At 60.5% G+C, this 15,274-nt stretch carries 13 protein-coding genes and 2 tRNA genes; 11 read left to right on the forward strand and 4 right to left on the reverse strand.

Annotated features, from left to right (window positions below; translation table 11 throughout):
* Positions 1–2: 2 nt before the first annotated feature.
* Complete coding sequence (gene leuC / locus BHD08_RS10625; protein ID WP_015277365.1) at positions 3–1,430, reverse strand: 3-isopropylmalate dehydratase large subunit; 1,428 nt, start codon at positions 1,428–1,430, stop codon at positions 3–5.
* Between the two features lie 136 nt (positions 1,431–1,566).
* Here leuC and BHD08_RS10630 point away from each other — a divergent pair, with 136 nt between their 5' ends.
* Positions 1,567–2,442, forward strand: coding sequence for a LysR family transcriptional regulator (locus BHD08_RS10630; RefSeq protein WP_015277366.1), 876 nt, complete (start codon positions 1,567–1,569; stop codon positions 2,440–2,442).
* 56 nt (positions 2,443–2,498) lie between these two features.
* Here BHD08_RS10630 and BHD08_RS10635 read toward each other — a convergent pair whose 3' ends face one another.
* Entirely contained in the window at positions 2,499–2,945 is a 447-nt protein-coding gene (locus BHD08_RS10635) for an Hsp20 family protein (RefSeq protein WP_375708248.1), read from the reverse strand.
* A 130-nt stretch (positions 2,946–3,075) separates the two neighbouring features.
* On the opposite strand from BHD08_RS10635, the gene BHD08_RS10640 reads away from it, so the two are divergent.
* On the forward strand, positions 3,076–3,822 hold the full coding sequence (locus BHD08_RS10640) for an SDR family oxidoreductase (RefSeq protein WP_125022081.1): 747 nt from the start codon (positions 3,076–3,078) through the stop codon (positions 3,820–3,822).
* Positions 3,823–3,828: 6 nt separating this feature from the next.
* Here BHD08_RS10640 and BHD08_RS10645 read toward each other — a convergent pair whose 3' ends face one another.
* The gene (locus BHD08_RS10645; RefSeq protein WP_125022083.1) at positions 3,829–4,800 is read right to left on the reverse strand and encodes a tRNA-dihydrouridine synthase; all 972 of its coding nucleotides are present in this window, start codon (positions 4,798–4,800) and stop codon (positions 3,829–3,831) included.
* Between the two features lie 417 nt (positions 4,801–5,217).
* On the reverse strand, positions 5,218–5,532 hold the full coding sequence (locus tag BHD08_RS10655) for a hypothetical protein (RefSeq protein WP_125022085.1): 315 nt from the start codon (positions 5,530–5,532) through the stop codon (positions 5,218–5,220).
* Between the two features lie 395 nt (positions 5,533–5,927).
* Between BHD08_RS10655 and BHD08_RS10665 the strand changes: the two genes are divergently transcribed.
* The 9 genes from BHD08_RS10665 to rfaH all read left to right on the forward strand — a co-directional run bounded on the left by BHD08_RS10665 (position 5,928) and on the right by rfaH (position 15,235).
* Positions 5,928–6,004 (forward strand) — tRNA-Met (locus BHD08_RS10665).
* A gap of 168 nt (positions 6,005–6,172) precedes the next feature.
* Positions 6,173–6,249 (forward strand) — tRNA-Met (locus tag BHD08_RS10670).
* A 926-nt stretch (positions 6,250–7,175) separates the two neighbouring features.
* Positions 7,176–7,892: a hypothetical protein gene (locus BHD08_RS10675; RefSeq protein WP_177412667.1), complete on the forward strand. Its 717-nt coding sequence runs from the start codon at positions 7,176–7,178 to the stop codon at positions 7,890–7,892.
* A gap of 73 nt (positions 7,893–7,965) precedes the next feature.
* Positions 7,966–9,144 carry a DegT/DnrJ/EryC1/StrS aminotransferase family protein gene (locus BHD08_RS10680; RefSeq protein WP_125022089.1) on the forward strand — a complete coding sequence of 393 codons (1,179 nt, stop codon included), beginning with the start codon at positions 7,966–7,968 and terminating at the stop codon, positions 9,142–9,144.
* 26 nt (positions 9,145–9,170) lie between these two features.
* The gene (locus BHD08_RS10685) at positions 9,171–10,733 is read left to right on the forward strand and encodes a lipopolysaccharide biosynthesis protein (protein WP_125022091.1); all 1,563 of its coding nucleotides are present in this window, start codon (positions 9,171–9,173) and stop codon (positions 10,731–10,733) included.
* Positions 10,702–11,634 (forward strand): glycosyltransferase, encoded by a 933-nt coding sequence (locus BHD08_RS10690; RefSeq protein WP_125022093.1) that lies wholly within the window; start codon positions 10,702–10,704, stop codon positions 11,632–11,634. Before BHD08_RS10685 ends, BHD08_RS10690 begins: the two co-directional genes overlap by 32 nt.
* Positions 11,635–11,685: 51 nt before the next feature.
* Complete coding sequence (locus BHD08_RS10695) at positions 11,686–13,899, forward strand: polysaccharide biosynthesis tyrosine autokinase (RefSeq protein WP_015277375.1); 2,214 nt, start codon at positions 11,686–11,688, stop codon at positions 13,897–13,899.
* A gap of 25 nt (positions 13,900–13,924) precedes the next feature.
* Positions 13,925–14,668 carry a WbqC family protein gene (locus BHD08_RS10700; RefSeq protein ID WP_125022095.1) on the forward strand — a complete coding sequence of 248 codons (744 nt, stop codon included), beginning with the start codon at positions 13,925–13,927 and terminating at the stop codon, positions 14,666–14,668.
* Between the two features lie 57 nt (positions 14,669–14,725).
* Positions 14,726–15,235 (forward strand): transcription/translation regulatory transformer protein RfaH, encoded by a 510-nt coding sequence (gene rfaH / locus BHD08_RS10705; RefSeq protein WP_015277377.1) that lies wholly within the window; start codon positions 14,726–14,728, stop codon positions 15,233–15,235.
* The last annotated feature ends 39 nt before the right edge of the window (positions 15,236–15,274 follow it).

A 15,274-nucleotide genomic window follows, 5' to 3' on the forward strand; every position in this document is an offset into this window, starting at 1 on the left:
CCTCAGGCCTGGACCAGTTCGCGTACATCGATGAAGTGGCCGGTTACCGCCGCAGCGGCCGCCATGGCCGGGCTGACCAGATGGGTGCGTCCACCGGCGCCCTGACGCCCCTCGAAGTTGCGGTTGGAGGTCGAGGCGCAATGCTCGCCACTGCCGAGCTTGTCCGGGTTCATCGCCAGGCACATTGAGCAGCCCGGTTCGCGCCACTCGAAGCCGGCCTCGACGAAGATCTTGTCCAGCCCTTCGGCCTCGGCCTGCTGCTTGACCAACCCCGAACCCGGCACCACCAGCGCCTGCTTGACGTTCGCCGCCACCTTTCGCCCTTTGGCGACTTCAGCCGCCGCGCGCAGGTCCTCGATCCGCGAGTTGGTACAAGAACCTATGAACACGCGGTCCAGCTTGATCTCGGTGATCGGCTGGTTGGCGTTCAGCCCCATGTACTTCAGCGCGCGCATGATGGAGTCACGTTTGACCGGATCGGCCTCGACGGCCGGGTCCGGCACCTTCTGGTCGACGGCCAGCACCATTTCCGGCGAGGTGCCCCAGCTGACCTGCGGCTTGATGTCCTCAGCCTTGAGCTCGACGACGGTGTCGAACACCGCGTCGTCATCGGAAACCAAGCCCTGCCACAACTCGACGGCCTTGTCCCAGTCGTCGCCCTTCGGCGCAAATGGGCGGCCTTCGACGTAGGCGATGGTCTTTTCATCCACTGCCACCATACCCACTCGGGCACCGGCTTCGATGGACATGTTGCAGATGGTCATGCGCCCTTCCATGGACAGATCGCGAATTGCGCTGCCAGCAAACTCCAGGGCATGGCCATTGCCGCCGGCGGTGCCGATCTTGCCGATCACCGCCAGCACGATGTCCTTGGCGGTGACGCCGAACGGCAGCTTGCCTTCGACGCGCACCTGCATGTTCTTCATCTTCTTTGCCACCAGGCACTGGGTGGCGAGCACATGCTCGACCTCCGAGGTGCCGATGCCGTGGGCCAGGGCACCGAAGGCGCCGTGGGTGGAGGTGTGCGAGTCACCGCAGACCACCGTCATGCCAGGCAATGTCGCGCCCTGCTCTGGGCCGATGACATGGACGATCCCCTGACGCACGTCGTTCATCTTGAATTCGAGAATGCCGAAGTCGTCGCAGTTCTCGTCGAGCGTCTGCACCTGGATGCGCGACACTTCGTCGGCGATGGCTTCCAGGCCGCCCTGGCGCTCGCCCTTGGTGGTCGGCACGTTGTGGTCCGGGGTGGCGATGTTGGCATCGATGCGCCACGGCTTGCGGTTGGCCAGCCGCAGGCCTTCGAACGCTTGTGGCGAGGTCACTTCGTGAAGGATGTGACGGTCGATGTAGATCAGCGACGAGCCATCGTCGCGACGTTTCACCTCGTGCATTTCCCAGAGTTTGTCGTAAAGCGTCTTGCCGGCCATCGGACTTTTCCTCATCTGCTTTCTATGCGGGGCAAATAGCCCTTGCGCTTATGGGGTCGATGCTAGGGGCTTGCATTCAATTACTCAAATTCATATTTTTCATCCAATACATTCCCACCTGGAATCGGAACGACACGTGGACCTGGCTAACCTCAACGCTTTCATTGCTGTCGCCGAAACAGGTGGCTTTTCGCTGGCCGCAGAGCGCCTGCACCTGACTCAACCAGCCGTCAGCAAGCGCATCGCGGCACTGGAGTCGCAACTCGATGTACGCCTTTTCGACCGGCTCGGCCGTGAGATCGGGCTCACCGAGGCCGGCCGCGCGCTGTTGCCGCGCGCTTATCAGATTCTCAACGTGCTCGACGACACCCGCCGCGCCCTGACCAACCTCAACGGCGACATCGGCGGCCGGCTGAGCCTGGCGACCAGTCATCACATCGGCCTGCATCGTCTGCCGCCGCTGTTGCGCGCCTTTACCCGCGCCCATCCGCAGGTCAGCCTGGATATCCGTTTTCTCGACTCGGAAGTGGCATATGACGAAGTGCTGCACGGCCGCGCTGAACTCGCGGTGATCACCCTTGCGCCGCAGACAGCCGAACCGGTCAGAGCGGTGAAGGTGTGGGACGACCCGCTGGATTTCGTCGTAGCCCCCGAGCACCCACTGGCGAGCAAGACTGACATCCAGCTCGCCGATATCGCTGGGCATCCGGCCGTCTTTCCCGGCGGCAATACCTTCACCCACCACATTGCCCAGCGATTGTTCGAACGCGAGGGGCTGACGCCCAATATCACTATGAGCACCAATTACATGGAGACCATAAAGATGATGGTTTCCATCGGCATCGCCTGGAGCGTACTGCCGCGCAGCATGCTCGACGAACAGGTAGTCAGCCTGCCCTTGCCAGGCATTCAGCTGACCCGGCAACTTGGCTACATCCTGCATAGGGAACGCACCCTGTCCAATGCGGCGAGGGCCTTCATGGCACTGCTGGATGCTGAACGCGGTGACTGACCAGACGAGACAACTACAAGAAAGGGCGCCTATAGCGCCCTTCTCTTCTTTGCAGATCAACCCTCCAGCGCGGGCCGCTGATCGGCGCTGATCGGGATGCGCTTGGGCTTGGCCTCTTCCGGCACCACGCGCACCAGATCGATATTGAGCAGGCCGCTGTTCAGCGCAGCGCCTTGCACCTCGATGTGGTCGGCCAGCCGGAACGACAGCTTGAACGCCCGCTGGGCGATACCCTGATGCAGATAGGTGACGTTCTCGGCCTCGCTCTCGCGCCGCCCGCCACTGATGGTCAGCACACTACGCTCTACCTGCAGATCGAGATCGGACTCCTGGAATCCGGCGGCAGCGACCACGATTCGATACTGGTCGTCACCGTATTTCTCGATGTTATAGGGTGGATACGAGCTGCCGGTGTCGTTGCGCAGGGCGGACTCGAACAGGTCGTTGAAACGATCGAAGCCCACGGACTGCCGGAACAGAGGGGCCATGGGAAACGAACTCATGATAAACCTCCTGAAATCAGCGAGTTGAAACAGGCGGGACCCGGCTTCGGCATCCCGCTGAGCCTTAGATAGGAACCGTTCTGCAGATTTCAAGGCGCAGAAAATGAACCTGCCGATGAGAGGTAACGCCATGTCCAGAGTCATGCTGATCACAGGTGCCAGCCGTGGTATCGGCGCCGCCACTGCGCGGCTTGCAGCTCGCCAGGGCTACGCGCTCTGCCTCAATTTCCACCAGCGCGAAGACGCAGCAAATCAGGTGCTCGAGCAGGTCCGCGCTGCGGGCGTGTCGGCAATCACGGTCAAGGCCGATGTCGCCGACGAGAGCCAGGTGCTGCAGATGTTCGAAGTGATCGATCGCGAGTTCGGCCGCCTCGATGTGCTGGTCAATAACGCAGGCATGCTCGAACAGCAGATGCGTCTGGAGCAGATGGATGCCGCTCGCTGGATGCGCGTGCTCGGCGCCAACGTCATCGGCAGCTTTCTATGCGCCCGCGAGGCGATCAAACGAATGTCCACGAAGCACGGCGGCCAGGGCGGGTCGATCGTCAATCTCTCTTCCATCGCCGCTCGGTTGGGTGCGCCCGGCGAGTACATCGACTACGCGGCGGCCAAGGGCGCCATCGACAGCATGACTGTCGGGCTGGCCAGGGAAGTGGCCGATGAAGGCATTCGGGTGAATGCAGTACGACCTGGCGTGATTCATACCGAGATTCACGCCAGCGGTGGCGAACCGGATCGCATCGAGCGGGTCAAGGCAAGCGTGCCCATGGGGCGCGGCGGTCAGGCCGAGGAAATCGCCGAGGCCATCCTCTGGCTGGCCAGCGAGCAGGCCAGCTATACCACCGGCGCGCTGCTGGATGTCAGTGGCGGGCGCTGATCGGTACTAACCCAGCGCCGCGACCTGAATGCCGGTATCGACGCCAAGCATCGCATCGATGCGTGCGCAATCGTTTTCCCGCCGCATGGCCGCAAACAGCGCCACGGCTTCGGGGTAGTTGCGTGTCAGCAAGGCCAGCCACTGTTTGAGTCTGCCAGGTGCGTAGCGTGGCGCAATCTTGCCGCGGGCCTGCAACCAGAAGTCCACCAAAGTCGGCTGGAACTCTGCCCAGCTCATCTCCGGGAGACTCAGGCCCTGTTTCGCCGCAGCGATCTGCCGTGCCAGATCCGGCCGGGAAACCAGGCCGCGACCCAGCATGATGTTCTCCGCGCCGCTGACTTCACGGCAGCGCTGCCAGTCGGCCAGCGACCAGATATCGCCATTGGCGTAGACGGGTACCGATACCGCTTCCTGCACCCGCGCAATCCACTCCCAGTGCGCCGGTGGCTTGTAGCCTTCGACCTTGGTCCGCGCATGCACTACCAGCTGCCCTGCCCCGCCGTCGACCAGCGCCCGAGCGCAGTCGATGGCGCTATCGGGGCTGTCGAACCCAAGGCGCATCTTGGCGGTAACCGGGACATGCGCCGGCACGGCTCGCCGCACTTCGCAGAGGATGGCGTGCAGCAACTCCGGCTCTTTCAACAGCACAGCGCCGCCGCGCGACTTGTTCACCGTCTTGGCTGGGCAGCCGAAATTGAGGTCAATAGCCGGCGCGCCCAATGCGCAGGCAAATGCGGCGTTATCCGCAAGACAAACCGGATCAGAACCAAGCAACTGGACGCGCACCGGTGTGCCGGCACGGGTCACAGCGCCGGACGTTAGCTCGGGTGCAAGCTTGCGAAAGCTGCTCTTCGGCAACAGACGGTCGGAAACGCGAATGAACTCGGTCACGCACCAGTCCACGCCGCCCATGCGGGTAAGTACGTCGCGAAGAATTTCGTCGACCAACCCTTCCATGGGTGCCAAGGCAATCTGCATATCACGCCACTAGATGATGAAAGGCGGGCATTGTACGGATGCCCGATCTCTGAATCACGCCTGGCCTGACATCCGTCGTCGGCTATTCCTCAATCGTGCCGCCTATCGTATCGGTACCCGTGGTAGCGCCCATTCCTCCAGTGGTCCCCGTGTTACCGGTGCCCATCGTGCCCAAGTCGCTGTTCTGGTGCTCGTCGGCAGATCGCTGCTGGCGCTCTGCCGACTCCTTATCAGCATCACTTGAACTCGGCGCATTAGATTCGAGCGTCGATCCACTCAAGGAACCACTGGAGTGGTTGTTTTCACGCGCCTGCTCCGATGAGCCAGCCCAGGCTCCGCCCGAGCAAGCCAGAAGCAGTACCGCAACAGATGTAAGTACTCGTTTCACAGCTACCTCCTCGGTAATCAAGGGCAGCGCTAGTCGCTGCGCTTTTCCAGCTTCGGACGGCGCCGATGCTCCATGTCGGTCTCGTTACCGCCATGACCAGGCTCCGCGGAACTGTTCTGCTTCGACGAAGTTTTTTCGGATGACGAATCCTCCGACGTGGCGCGCTGCTTCTCATCCAGGTAGTCGACCCCGCCGCCGATACCCATCGACCCGTTGCCGGCGGCACCGCGATCTGCCGCGCCCGTGTTCTGAGCAAGCGGAACTCCCGCAAAGGGCAATTCCAGACTCTGTGCGCCTGCCGTTGAAGCAAGTACTGCGATGACTAAACCGAGCTGAATACGCATGTCGGACACCTCCGCATCGTTCACCTGATAGTTAGGCAGCACTCGCGTTCCGGAGTGCGTTGGCTAGCGACCGATGGCATGCCGGAACCGCCTTCCGCCGCAGGGGTCACATCCACAAGGACGAATATGGATCACAGAGGGAAGCACCGGATGGAACCTGCGCTGATACTGGCAATGATCTTTCTAGGCTGGCTGTCAGTCGCGCTCGCCATGCTTTGGGGAATGATGAGGATCGCGCGGCGCCATCATCCGCAGGCACGACCGTCGAAGCAGCCATGCCCATCGCCGACGTCAGTCGACCCAACCGCCCTAGCCTCTTGGCATGCCTGACGGCTATTTCCATCTTTTTTGAAATAAACCCGTGACAGCAGCATTTGAAGCTGTAGAATGCGCATCGCGGGATGGAGCAGTCTGGTAGCTCGTCGGGCTCATAACCCGAAGGTCGTCGGTTCAAATCCGGCTCCCGCAACCAAATTTAAAAGGTCACTCAATGAGTGGCCTTTTTTTTGCACTGCGATTCTCTGGGCTCAGCAGCGCCTACGGTGACGCAGGCGCGAAGCTAAGCATTTGAATGAATTACCCTTTTTTCGCCCTTCCGATTGACAACGGGTTTCCACCCTGTAGAATGCGCCCCCACAGACGCGGGATGGAGCAGTCTGGTAGCTCGTCGGGCTCATAACCCGAAGGTCGTCGGTTCAAATCCGGCTCCCGCAACCAAATCACGAAAAGGCCACTCAGACGAGTGGCCTTTTTCGTTTTGCGTGTCTTTTCGAGACGGACCGACAAGCGACGTTGCCTTGGGTTAAGGCGCATTTAGTGAAATGGAAACCCGAAGAATTAACTCTTTGTCGGAATAGTTGCTCAGCGCACTCGGAAATAATACTCCCTTTCTTTATGCGCACAGTACTTATAGCCAACAAAGGGCTAGCTCGATTATTCAGCGCAGAGCTAATTATAGCGTTCTGCTATAACCATTGATGATAGCCATAAGCCGCCGCGCCATAAAATAAAAACCTTTCCCCTCAATAAGTTATCCAGCCTGATCTCTCCGCCACTGCCAGCCCCAACTTTTTTTTGGCTCCATACCTTGACTTGGTTCACGTTATGACGGATATCTATTCGCAACAGGGAGCAATACGTTGCAGAGCAGTTTAAGACCAACTGGACAGGTCAAGTTTTGCAACGCAAGAGTTAAATCCCCCTGCCTGATTAGTCTCGCTTTTTAAAGAAGCGATGCAGGCGCGTTCGCCATAAGCATTGAAGAGTCGGGCTCTGTAGAGTTTCCGGAGTGCGGTAGCCATGCCGGAATCTCTCAAACTCTGGCGCGAGCGTCAGCCGATCGTAGCTGACGGGGAATAATGTACAAGCCATTCGAATCGACAAACAAATAAGTCGATGGCGGTAGCTTTGTCTAAACGAAAAAGTCGTTTAGACAATTATTAACTATGCCAGCTGGCTACAACCTACTGTCCAGCATCACGTCGTAATCACTTAATTTCCACTCAGAATGCCGATCAGCAGCGGCGCTGCAGTAGCTGCCACTCGACCAAACCGTTTCGCCTGGCCTTTGTGCAGGGAGAACTATCGTGTCAACAATCTTTTTTGGAACAGAAGATCAGGACAAGGCATTGATTGCGCGGGACATGAATCAGAATGGCTATGCCTGCATACCCGACTATTTAAAAAACCTACAACTAACCCAACTGCGCGAGCAAGTTTACGAGCAGGCTCGACAGCATCATGGGGAATACTTCGCTCATCACGACGGTGAACAGGTAGCGGGCTCGCTGCTTGCCACATTGAGAAGCGCACCGGAGTTCCAGTCGCTTCTGGACGACGTGTACCAGCTCGGCGCCGGCAAGGCGGCGCCGAGCAAGCGCATCTATCTGGTATTGCGATGCGTGCAGGGTCAGACAGGTCGCAAGGAGTCGAACTGCTTTCACTACGACGCTTCCCTGGTAACGGCGCTGCTACCGGTGGAAATTCCGCAGGATGGCGACCAGCGCGGGGATCTGCTGCTGTTTCCCAACCTGCGCAAGCTTCGCAAGTATGTGCTGGTCAACGTGCTGGAGAAGGCACTGCTGCAGAACAAGCTGAGCCGCAGACTGATTACCCGCGCGATAGGCATCGGGCTGCTCCGGCCACAGCGCCTGCAACTGGTACCAGGCAATCTCTACCTGTTCTGGGGTTATCGATCCCTGCATGCCAACGAACCTTGTGATCCGGCGCAGATGCGCGCTACCGCCATCTTCCATTACGGCGATCCCCACGCCGGCAGTCTGATGACCCGAATGATCCTCAGGCACAACCAACGCAGAGCACGGCGGGCAAGTGCAATCGGTACGCAGCAACCGGTCTGAGCGCCCAGCTGTGGCACCCAGCGTAACCCCCGGATGCCATCCGGGGTGGCTGAGCTTCGATAAGGAAATCACCATGATCAACGTGACCAAGTCGTACCTGGGCAACAAGAACAAGTTCAAAGCGTATGTGGACCGAATCTACAACACCGGCTGGCTTACCAACCATGGGCCACTGGTGACTGCCCTCGAGCAGCGCCTCAAGGACTACCTCGGGGTGCGCAACATCATCCTCACCAACAACGGCACCATTGCACTGCAGATTGCCTATCGAGCGCTGGGAGTTACCGGCAGCGCAATAACCACGCCGTTCAGCTTCGTCGCGACAACCAGTTCGCTGCAGTGGGAAGGGATCAAGCCAATCTTCGCCGACATCGACCCGGCGACCTGGAACCTCGATCCGAACCAGATCGCGCGGCATGTCGAGCCTGACACAACGGCGATCGTGGCCACCCATGTGTTCGGCAACCCCTGTGATGTCGAACGCATTGAACAGGTCGCGCGCAGGCACAACCTCAAGGTCATCTATGACGGCGCTCACGCCTTCGGCTCCCTTTATAAAGGACGCTCGGTCTACAGCTGGGGCGATATCAGCACGCTGAGCTTTCACGCGACCAAGCTGTTTCACACCATCGAGGGCGGCGCCATCGTCACCGATGATGACGACCTGGCCGAGCGGATTCGTCTGCTCTGCAACTTCGGCATCGTCGATACCGACCAGATCGAAGGAATCGGTATCAACGCCAAGCTCAACGAGTTCTCTGCAGCCATGGGTATGTGCGTACTTGACGATATCGAACTTATCCTCGAGTGCCGTGCGGAGATCGGTCAGCGGTACGCACGCCGGCTCGGCGACCATTTCGAGCTGCAGAAACCGCAGCCCGAATCGCAAGGCAACTTCAGCTACTTCCCGGTCGCACTTGCCGATGAACAGCAGTTGTTGCGCTGCCGAACGCAACTCAACGAGAGCGGCATCAATCCGCGTCGCTATTTCTATCCTTCGCTGGACACCCTGGAACACCTCCAGCCGCAGGTGCCGCAACCGCACTCACGGGCGCTGAGTCGCAAGGTGCTATGCCTGCCGATCTACCCCGGGCTGCCGCGCAAGGTCCAGGAGAAGGTCATGCAGACGCTTATCCAGGAATCGATCCACAGCACGCAATCAGACCGGATTCTGTTCCGGCCCTTCGTCGAAGCCTTCGGGCTGCTCAGCGGGGAGCAACTGCCCGCTGCGGAGTGCAAGCGCATTTCCTGACTCATCGAGGGGGGCAGCTACAGCTCATGTCAGATCCCAAGCGGTTTTCGGTGATCCGCAACACCAGCCTCAACTACCTCGGCCAGGCCTATGCCCTGCTGGTCGGCATTCTGATCTTGCCGTTCTACCTGGGGCACCTTGGGGCTGAGGCCTACGGCTTGATCGGTTTTTTCGCCGTGCTTCAGGCGTGGTTGCAACTGCTCGATGCTGGAATGTCACCGGCACTGGTGCGACAGGTGGCGCACTATCGCGGCCAGGGCGACCTGGCCGCGGGTCGCGGACCGGCCGGACGCTTGCTGCGCTCGTTCGAACTGCTCCTGCTGCCGATCGCCCTGGTCACCTGCGTCACCATCTACCTTGGAAGCGGCTGGATCGCTCAGACCTGGCTGCAGGCGCGCGAGCTGAGCACCGGCACCATCATGCAGTGCATCAGCCTGATGGGGCTGATGGTGGGCTTGCGGCTCTACGCAACGCTGTACAAGAGCGGGCTGCAGGGGGTTGAGCTGCACGGTTGGCTGAACGCGGCGAACATGCTGATCGCCACTCTGCGCTATTTCGGCGGGTTATTCCTCGTCGCTTACATATCCCAGGACCCGCTGGATTTCTTCCTGTTTCAGGCAGCCGTCGCCCTGGTGGAAACGCTGGCATTTGCCAGCAAGGCGTACGTCCAGCTGTCGAGTCCACGGCTGTTCACTGGCATCGATTGGCGGGTGGTCCGGCCTGTGCTGCCTTTTGCCGGCGGCATGTGTTTCACCTCGCTGCTATGGATAGTGCTGACCCAGCTGGACAAGGTGCTGCTGTCCAAGGTGCTGCTGCTCAAGGAGTACGGCTACTTCTCGCTGGTGGCGCTGGTTACCACGGGGATCATGACGCTGACCAACCCGCTGGTTCAGACCTTGCTGCCACGCATGACCATGCTGGTGGCCGAGCAGCGAATCGCCGACATGGAGCGGCTGTACCTCAACGCCAGCCGCTTCGTCTGCAGCGTGCTGTTTCCCATGGCTGCAGTGATCGCCTGGCACGGACAGGCACTGATCTACGCCTGGACCGGCGACTCGGCTGCCGCCGAATGGAGCGAGCGCATGCTGTTCTGGTACGTGCCAGGCAGCGCACTGATGGCCGTCAGCGCGTTCCAGTTCTACCTGCAGTACGCCTACGGGCAGTTGCGTCTGCATATCTGGTACAGCGTGATTTCCACGGCCGTCAGCGTGCCGATCGTGATCTACGCCGCGCTTGTGCACGGCGCCCATGGAGCCGCGTTGGCCTGGTTCTTCCTGCGCCTGGCGACTTTCATGATCTGGCCTCCGGTGGTGCACCGGCGCTTCGCCCCGGGCATGCAGGGCATCTGGGCGCGGGACATGCTGCGGATAACCGCTATGACGGCACTTGGCATAGCACTGGGCGAGCCGTTGTTCAGGCTGATCGCCAGCGACAACCGTTTCGACATTCTGCTGGCGCTGGCGGTAAGCGGAGCGATCTGCCTGCTGCCCGTCGCCGCCAGTTCGAAGCCACTGGTACTCAAGCTTTATTTCCTAATCAACAAGCGAGCATCAAAAAATGGAATTGAAGAGCGAGCAAGCCTTGATTGAACGCTGGGGCGGCAAGACTGAACCGCTGCTGAGCATTGTCTGCCTGGCGTACAACCATGCCTCTTTCATCAGGAAGACGCTGGAGAGCTTTCTCCAGCAGGAAACGGATTTCCCCTTCGAGGTGATCGTTCACGACGACGCCTCGACCGATACCACCGCTGCGATCATCGCTGACTACGCGGCGCGCTATCCGAGCATCATCAAGCCGATCTACCAGACGCAGAACCAGTTCAGTCTCGGCGTGCCGTTCAGCACGCGGCTGTTCGCCCGTGCAGCCGGCAAATACATCGCCTATTGCGAAGGCGACGACTACTGGACCGATCCCAGCAAGCTGCAACAGCAGGTGGACTTTCTCGAGCAGCACCGCGACTACGTGATCACCTACCACGACGCCTTCATGTTCAACAGCCAGGGCATCATCCAGAGCCCGCAACTGACCGGAAAACTGCGCAAGGACGCCACCGCACAGGAGCTGATGCAGGGTCGCCCGCTGTCGACACTAACCGTCTGCTTTCGCAACCTGATCCAGGAATTGCCGCCGGAGCTGCTCGGTGTGGAAGTGCTGGACATCTGCTGGTGGTCACTGCTCGGCGCCTATGGCAAAGGCAAGTTCATGGATGGGATCAGCCCCGCCGCCTACCGCGTGCACGAGGGCGGCATCTTTTCCATGCGACCCAGCAGGCAACGCATCCAGATGGCGATGCACGCCCACTATTCCCTGGCGCGCTACTACAACCGCATCGGTAATAACGCCCTCTACGAGTATTTCCTGATCCAGGTCTTCGGCGCGTGTCTTGCGCTGATCTCGCCCTTCAGCAAGCTCCAGGCGCTATCGACCATCGCGCAGAACATCAGCCTCAACCTGCTACGCAGATTGAGCCCTCGGCTGGCCAGGAGCTGACCAGTCCGCACCCGCTTCTTTGCAATAACGCACCATGAGGAAGGATTCCCAATGACTGCCTTGACCCGCTCTTCGCTGGAATATGACGCGGACAACCGCATCGACCTCGCCGCAATCATGCGCACGGCCTACGACCACAAGGCGCTGATCATCGCCATCACCGGGTTGTTCGCCGCGCTGGGCGTGTTCTATGCATTGATCGCCACGCCGATCTATCAGGCGACCGCGATGATCCAGATCGAACCCAAGAAGGCCGCCATCACCGGCGTGCCGGAAATTTCGGTACGACCCGATTCGGTGTCCCAGGCGGTCACCGAGATTTCCCTGCTGAAATCCCGTGCCGTGCTGGGCAGGGCCGTCGAGGAACTCAAGCTCTACATCGTCGCCAAGCCTCGTCAGTTCCCGGTGATTGGCGGGTTCATGGCGCGCAGGCACGACCCCGCAACCGACGGAGCGCTGGCCGCACCGCTATTCGGCTTTACCAGCTATGCCTGGGGCGGTGAGAAGCTCGAGGTTTTCCAGCTTGACGTCCCCGAGGCCTATCTGGGCATGGAGCTCACCCTGACCGCCGGCAATGCAGGCGACTTCAGCCTGCGCGACGACGAGCAGCAACTGATTCTGCGTGGCCAGGTCAACCAGGCGGTCGAGAGCCAGGGTTTCAAGGTCCAGATCGCCGAACTGGAGGCACGGCCAGGCACCGAGTTCCTGCTGGTGCGCAATCGCCCGCAGACCACGGCGCTCGAGTATCAGGATCGCCTGAAGGTTGGCGAGGCCGGCAAGGACTCAGGGATCATCTACATGTCCCTGGAAGATCCGGACCCGCAGCTGGCCAGCCGCGTACTTGACGAGATCAGTCGGCTGTACGTCAGCCAGAACATCCAGCGCAGCTCGGCAGAAGCGGCGCAGCGTCTGGAGTTCCTGCGTTCGCAACTGCCACAGGTGCGCAAGGAGCTGGAGAAGGCCGAAGCGGCGCTGAACAGCTATCAGACCAGTTCCAAATCCGTGGATATCAGTATCGAGACCAAGGGCGTGCTCGATCAGATCGTCGCGCTGGAGACGCAGATCTCCGAGCTCACGCTCAAGCGGGTGGACTACGACCGGCTCTACACCCGCGAGCATCCGACCTACCGCACGCTGATGACCCAGATGAACGAGCTGCAGGCGCAGAAAGCCCAGCTACTGAAGAAGGTCGATGCATTGCCCATGACGCAGCAGGAGTTGCTGCGCCTGAAGCGTGACATGGAGGTCACCACCCAGACCTACACGCTGTTGATGAACCAGGCGCAGGAGCAGGACATCCTGCGCGCCGGCACCATTGGCAACGTGCGCATCATCGACAACGCGTACTCGATGATCGAGAAGCCGTCCAAGCCGGTTAAACCATTGGTCGTGGCCATCGCGATCTTCGTCGGCCTGCTGGCTTCGGCGGCAGTGATTCTGCTGCGCCAGGCGTTCTACCGCGGCGTTGAAAGCCCGGATGCGATCGAGAAGCTTGGCGTGCCGGTGTATGCCGGGCTGCCCTACAGCGCCTCGCAGGATCAGTTGAACCGCAGCCGCAAAGCGCGTGACGGCAAGACCCGTCTGCTCAGCCTCACCGAGCCGACCGACCTCGCTGTCGAATCGCTGCGCAGCCTGCGCACCAGCCTCAAGTTCGCCATGCTCGAAGCGCGCAACAAAGTGCTGATGATCACCAGCCCCACACCGTCGGTGGGCAAGTCGTTTGTGTCCAGCAACCTCGCCGCCGTTATCGCCCAGACCGGACAGCGCGTGTTGCTGATCGACGGCGACATGCGCCGCGGCTACCTGCACAACCTGTTCGGCATGGCGCCGCGCAATGGTCTGTCGGACGCCCTGGCCAGCGGCCTGAGCCTGGCTGAGATCACCAACCGCACCGAACTGAAGAACCTGCATTTCATCTCCGCTGGGTTCTCCGCGCCGAACCCCTCCGAACTGCTGATGCACGACAACTTCTCCCGCCTGCTGCGCGAAGCGGAGAAGCTCTACGACTTCATCATCATCGATACGCCACCCGTCCTGGCGGTCACCGATGCCGTGCTGGTCGCGCAGCAGGCCGGCACCAACCTGCTGGTGGCCCGCTTTGGCCTCAGCACCAGCTCACAGATCGATGCCTCCAAACGCCGCCTCGGACAGAACGGCGTGCTGCTCAAGGGCGTGATCCTCAATGCCGTGAAGCGCAAGGCCTCCACCTCGCCGTACGACAGCGGAGCCTACGGCTACTACACCTACAACACCCAGCAAGCCTGAACGCCAGACAAGGAGGAGGTGCACCGTGCTCAGAACCGTCTCGATGATGCAGCCTTATCTATTTCCGTACTTGGGCTACTTTCAACTGATCGCGCTCAGCGATGTGTTCGTCCTGGGCGATGACCTGCAATACGTCAAAGGCTCCTGGATGAACCGCAACCGCATCCTGGTCAACGGCCAGCCCAAGCTGATCACCTTTCCATTGAAGAAGGGCCACCAGACCGAGCGGATCAACCAGCGCTGGCTCTGCGACGACTTCGACAAGGAGGCCGCCGCGCTGATGACAACGCTCGAGCGCAGTTACGCCAAGGCACCGCAGCGCGATGCGGTGCTGCCGCTGATCCGCGGCATCCTGCAATGCCCCGAGCGCAACCTGGCGTTGTTCACCGAAAACTCGCTGCGCTGCCTCTGTGCCTACCTGGGTATTCGCACGCCGATCTACCGCGGCTCCAGCCTCGACTTGCCGGCGAAGATGGACATGCAGGACCGGGTTATCCAGTTAACCCACCGCATGGACGGCGAGCTGTATCTGAACCCCATCGGGGGCATGGACCTGTACTGCCCTGCCCGCTTCCGCGCTGATGGATTGCTGCTGCGCTTCCTGCGCATGGACGAAATCACCTACCCGCAGCTCAAGCATCCGTTCGTGCCCTCGCTGTCGATCATCGACGTACTGATGTTCAACAGCCGCGAGGCGCTCAAGGACTTGCTGCTGCGCTTCAGCGTGGTCGAGGGCCACGAGAAAAGGGCAACGCTGACGCTGGCTTGAAGACATTCAGCCTGCCATGGAATTCGAGCAGGCCAATCATCCGGGAAGGACATCCTCATGACACCTAGCAACACCGCGCGCTGGTACCTGATCCAGACCAAGCCACGCCAGGAAGCCCGCGCCGAAGAACACCTGCTGCGTCAGCACTTCGAGTGCTACCGACCGGTCAAGGCGTCGTCCCCTTCACGCGGATCGCCAATCGCCAGGACCGGCGAGGCACTCTTTCCGGGCTATCTGTTCATTCGCCTGGATTGCATTCACGACAACTGGTATCCGATTCGCTCCACTCGCGGCGTCAGTCGCGTGGTGAGCTTCGGTGGCCAACCGACGCCGGTTCGCGATGAGCTGATCGCGCAGCTGCGCCAGCGTCTCGCGCAGAGCGAAAGCGGGCGAACGGCGACGTTCAACCCCGGTGATCGCGTGCACGTCAGTGGCGGCAGCTTCAGCGAGATCGAAGCGATCTTCGTCAGCAGCGACGGCGAGGAACGCTCGGTGATCCTGCTCAACCTGCTGCAGCGTGAACAAAAGGTTCGAGTGCCCACCCGCTATCTGCAGTGCCACTGCTGAACAGGCAGGGCGCCGTGGATGCTGCCCCTGCCCCCTGAC

Origin of the sequence: Pseudomonas sp. SCT, assembly GCF_003864275.1 — a bacterium.
GTDB classification, from domain to species: Bacteria; Pseudomonadota; Gammaproteobacteria; order Pseudomonadales; family Pseudomonadaceae; genus Stutzerimonas; species Stutzerimonas stutzeri_AE.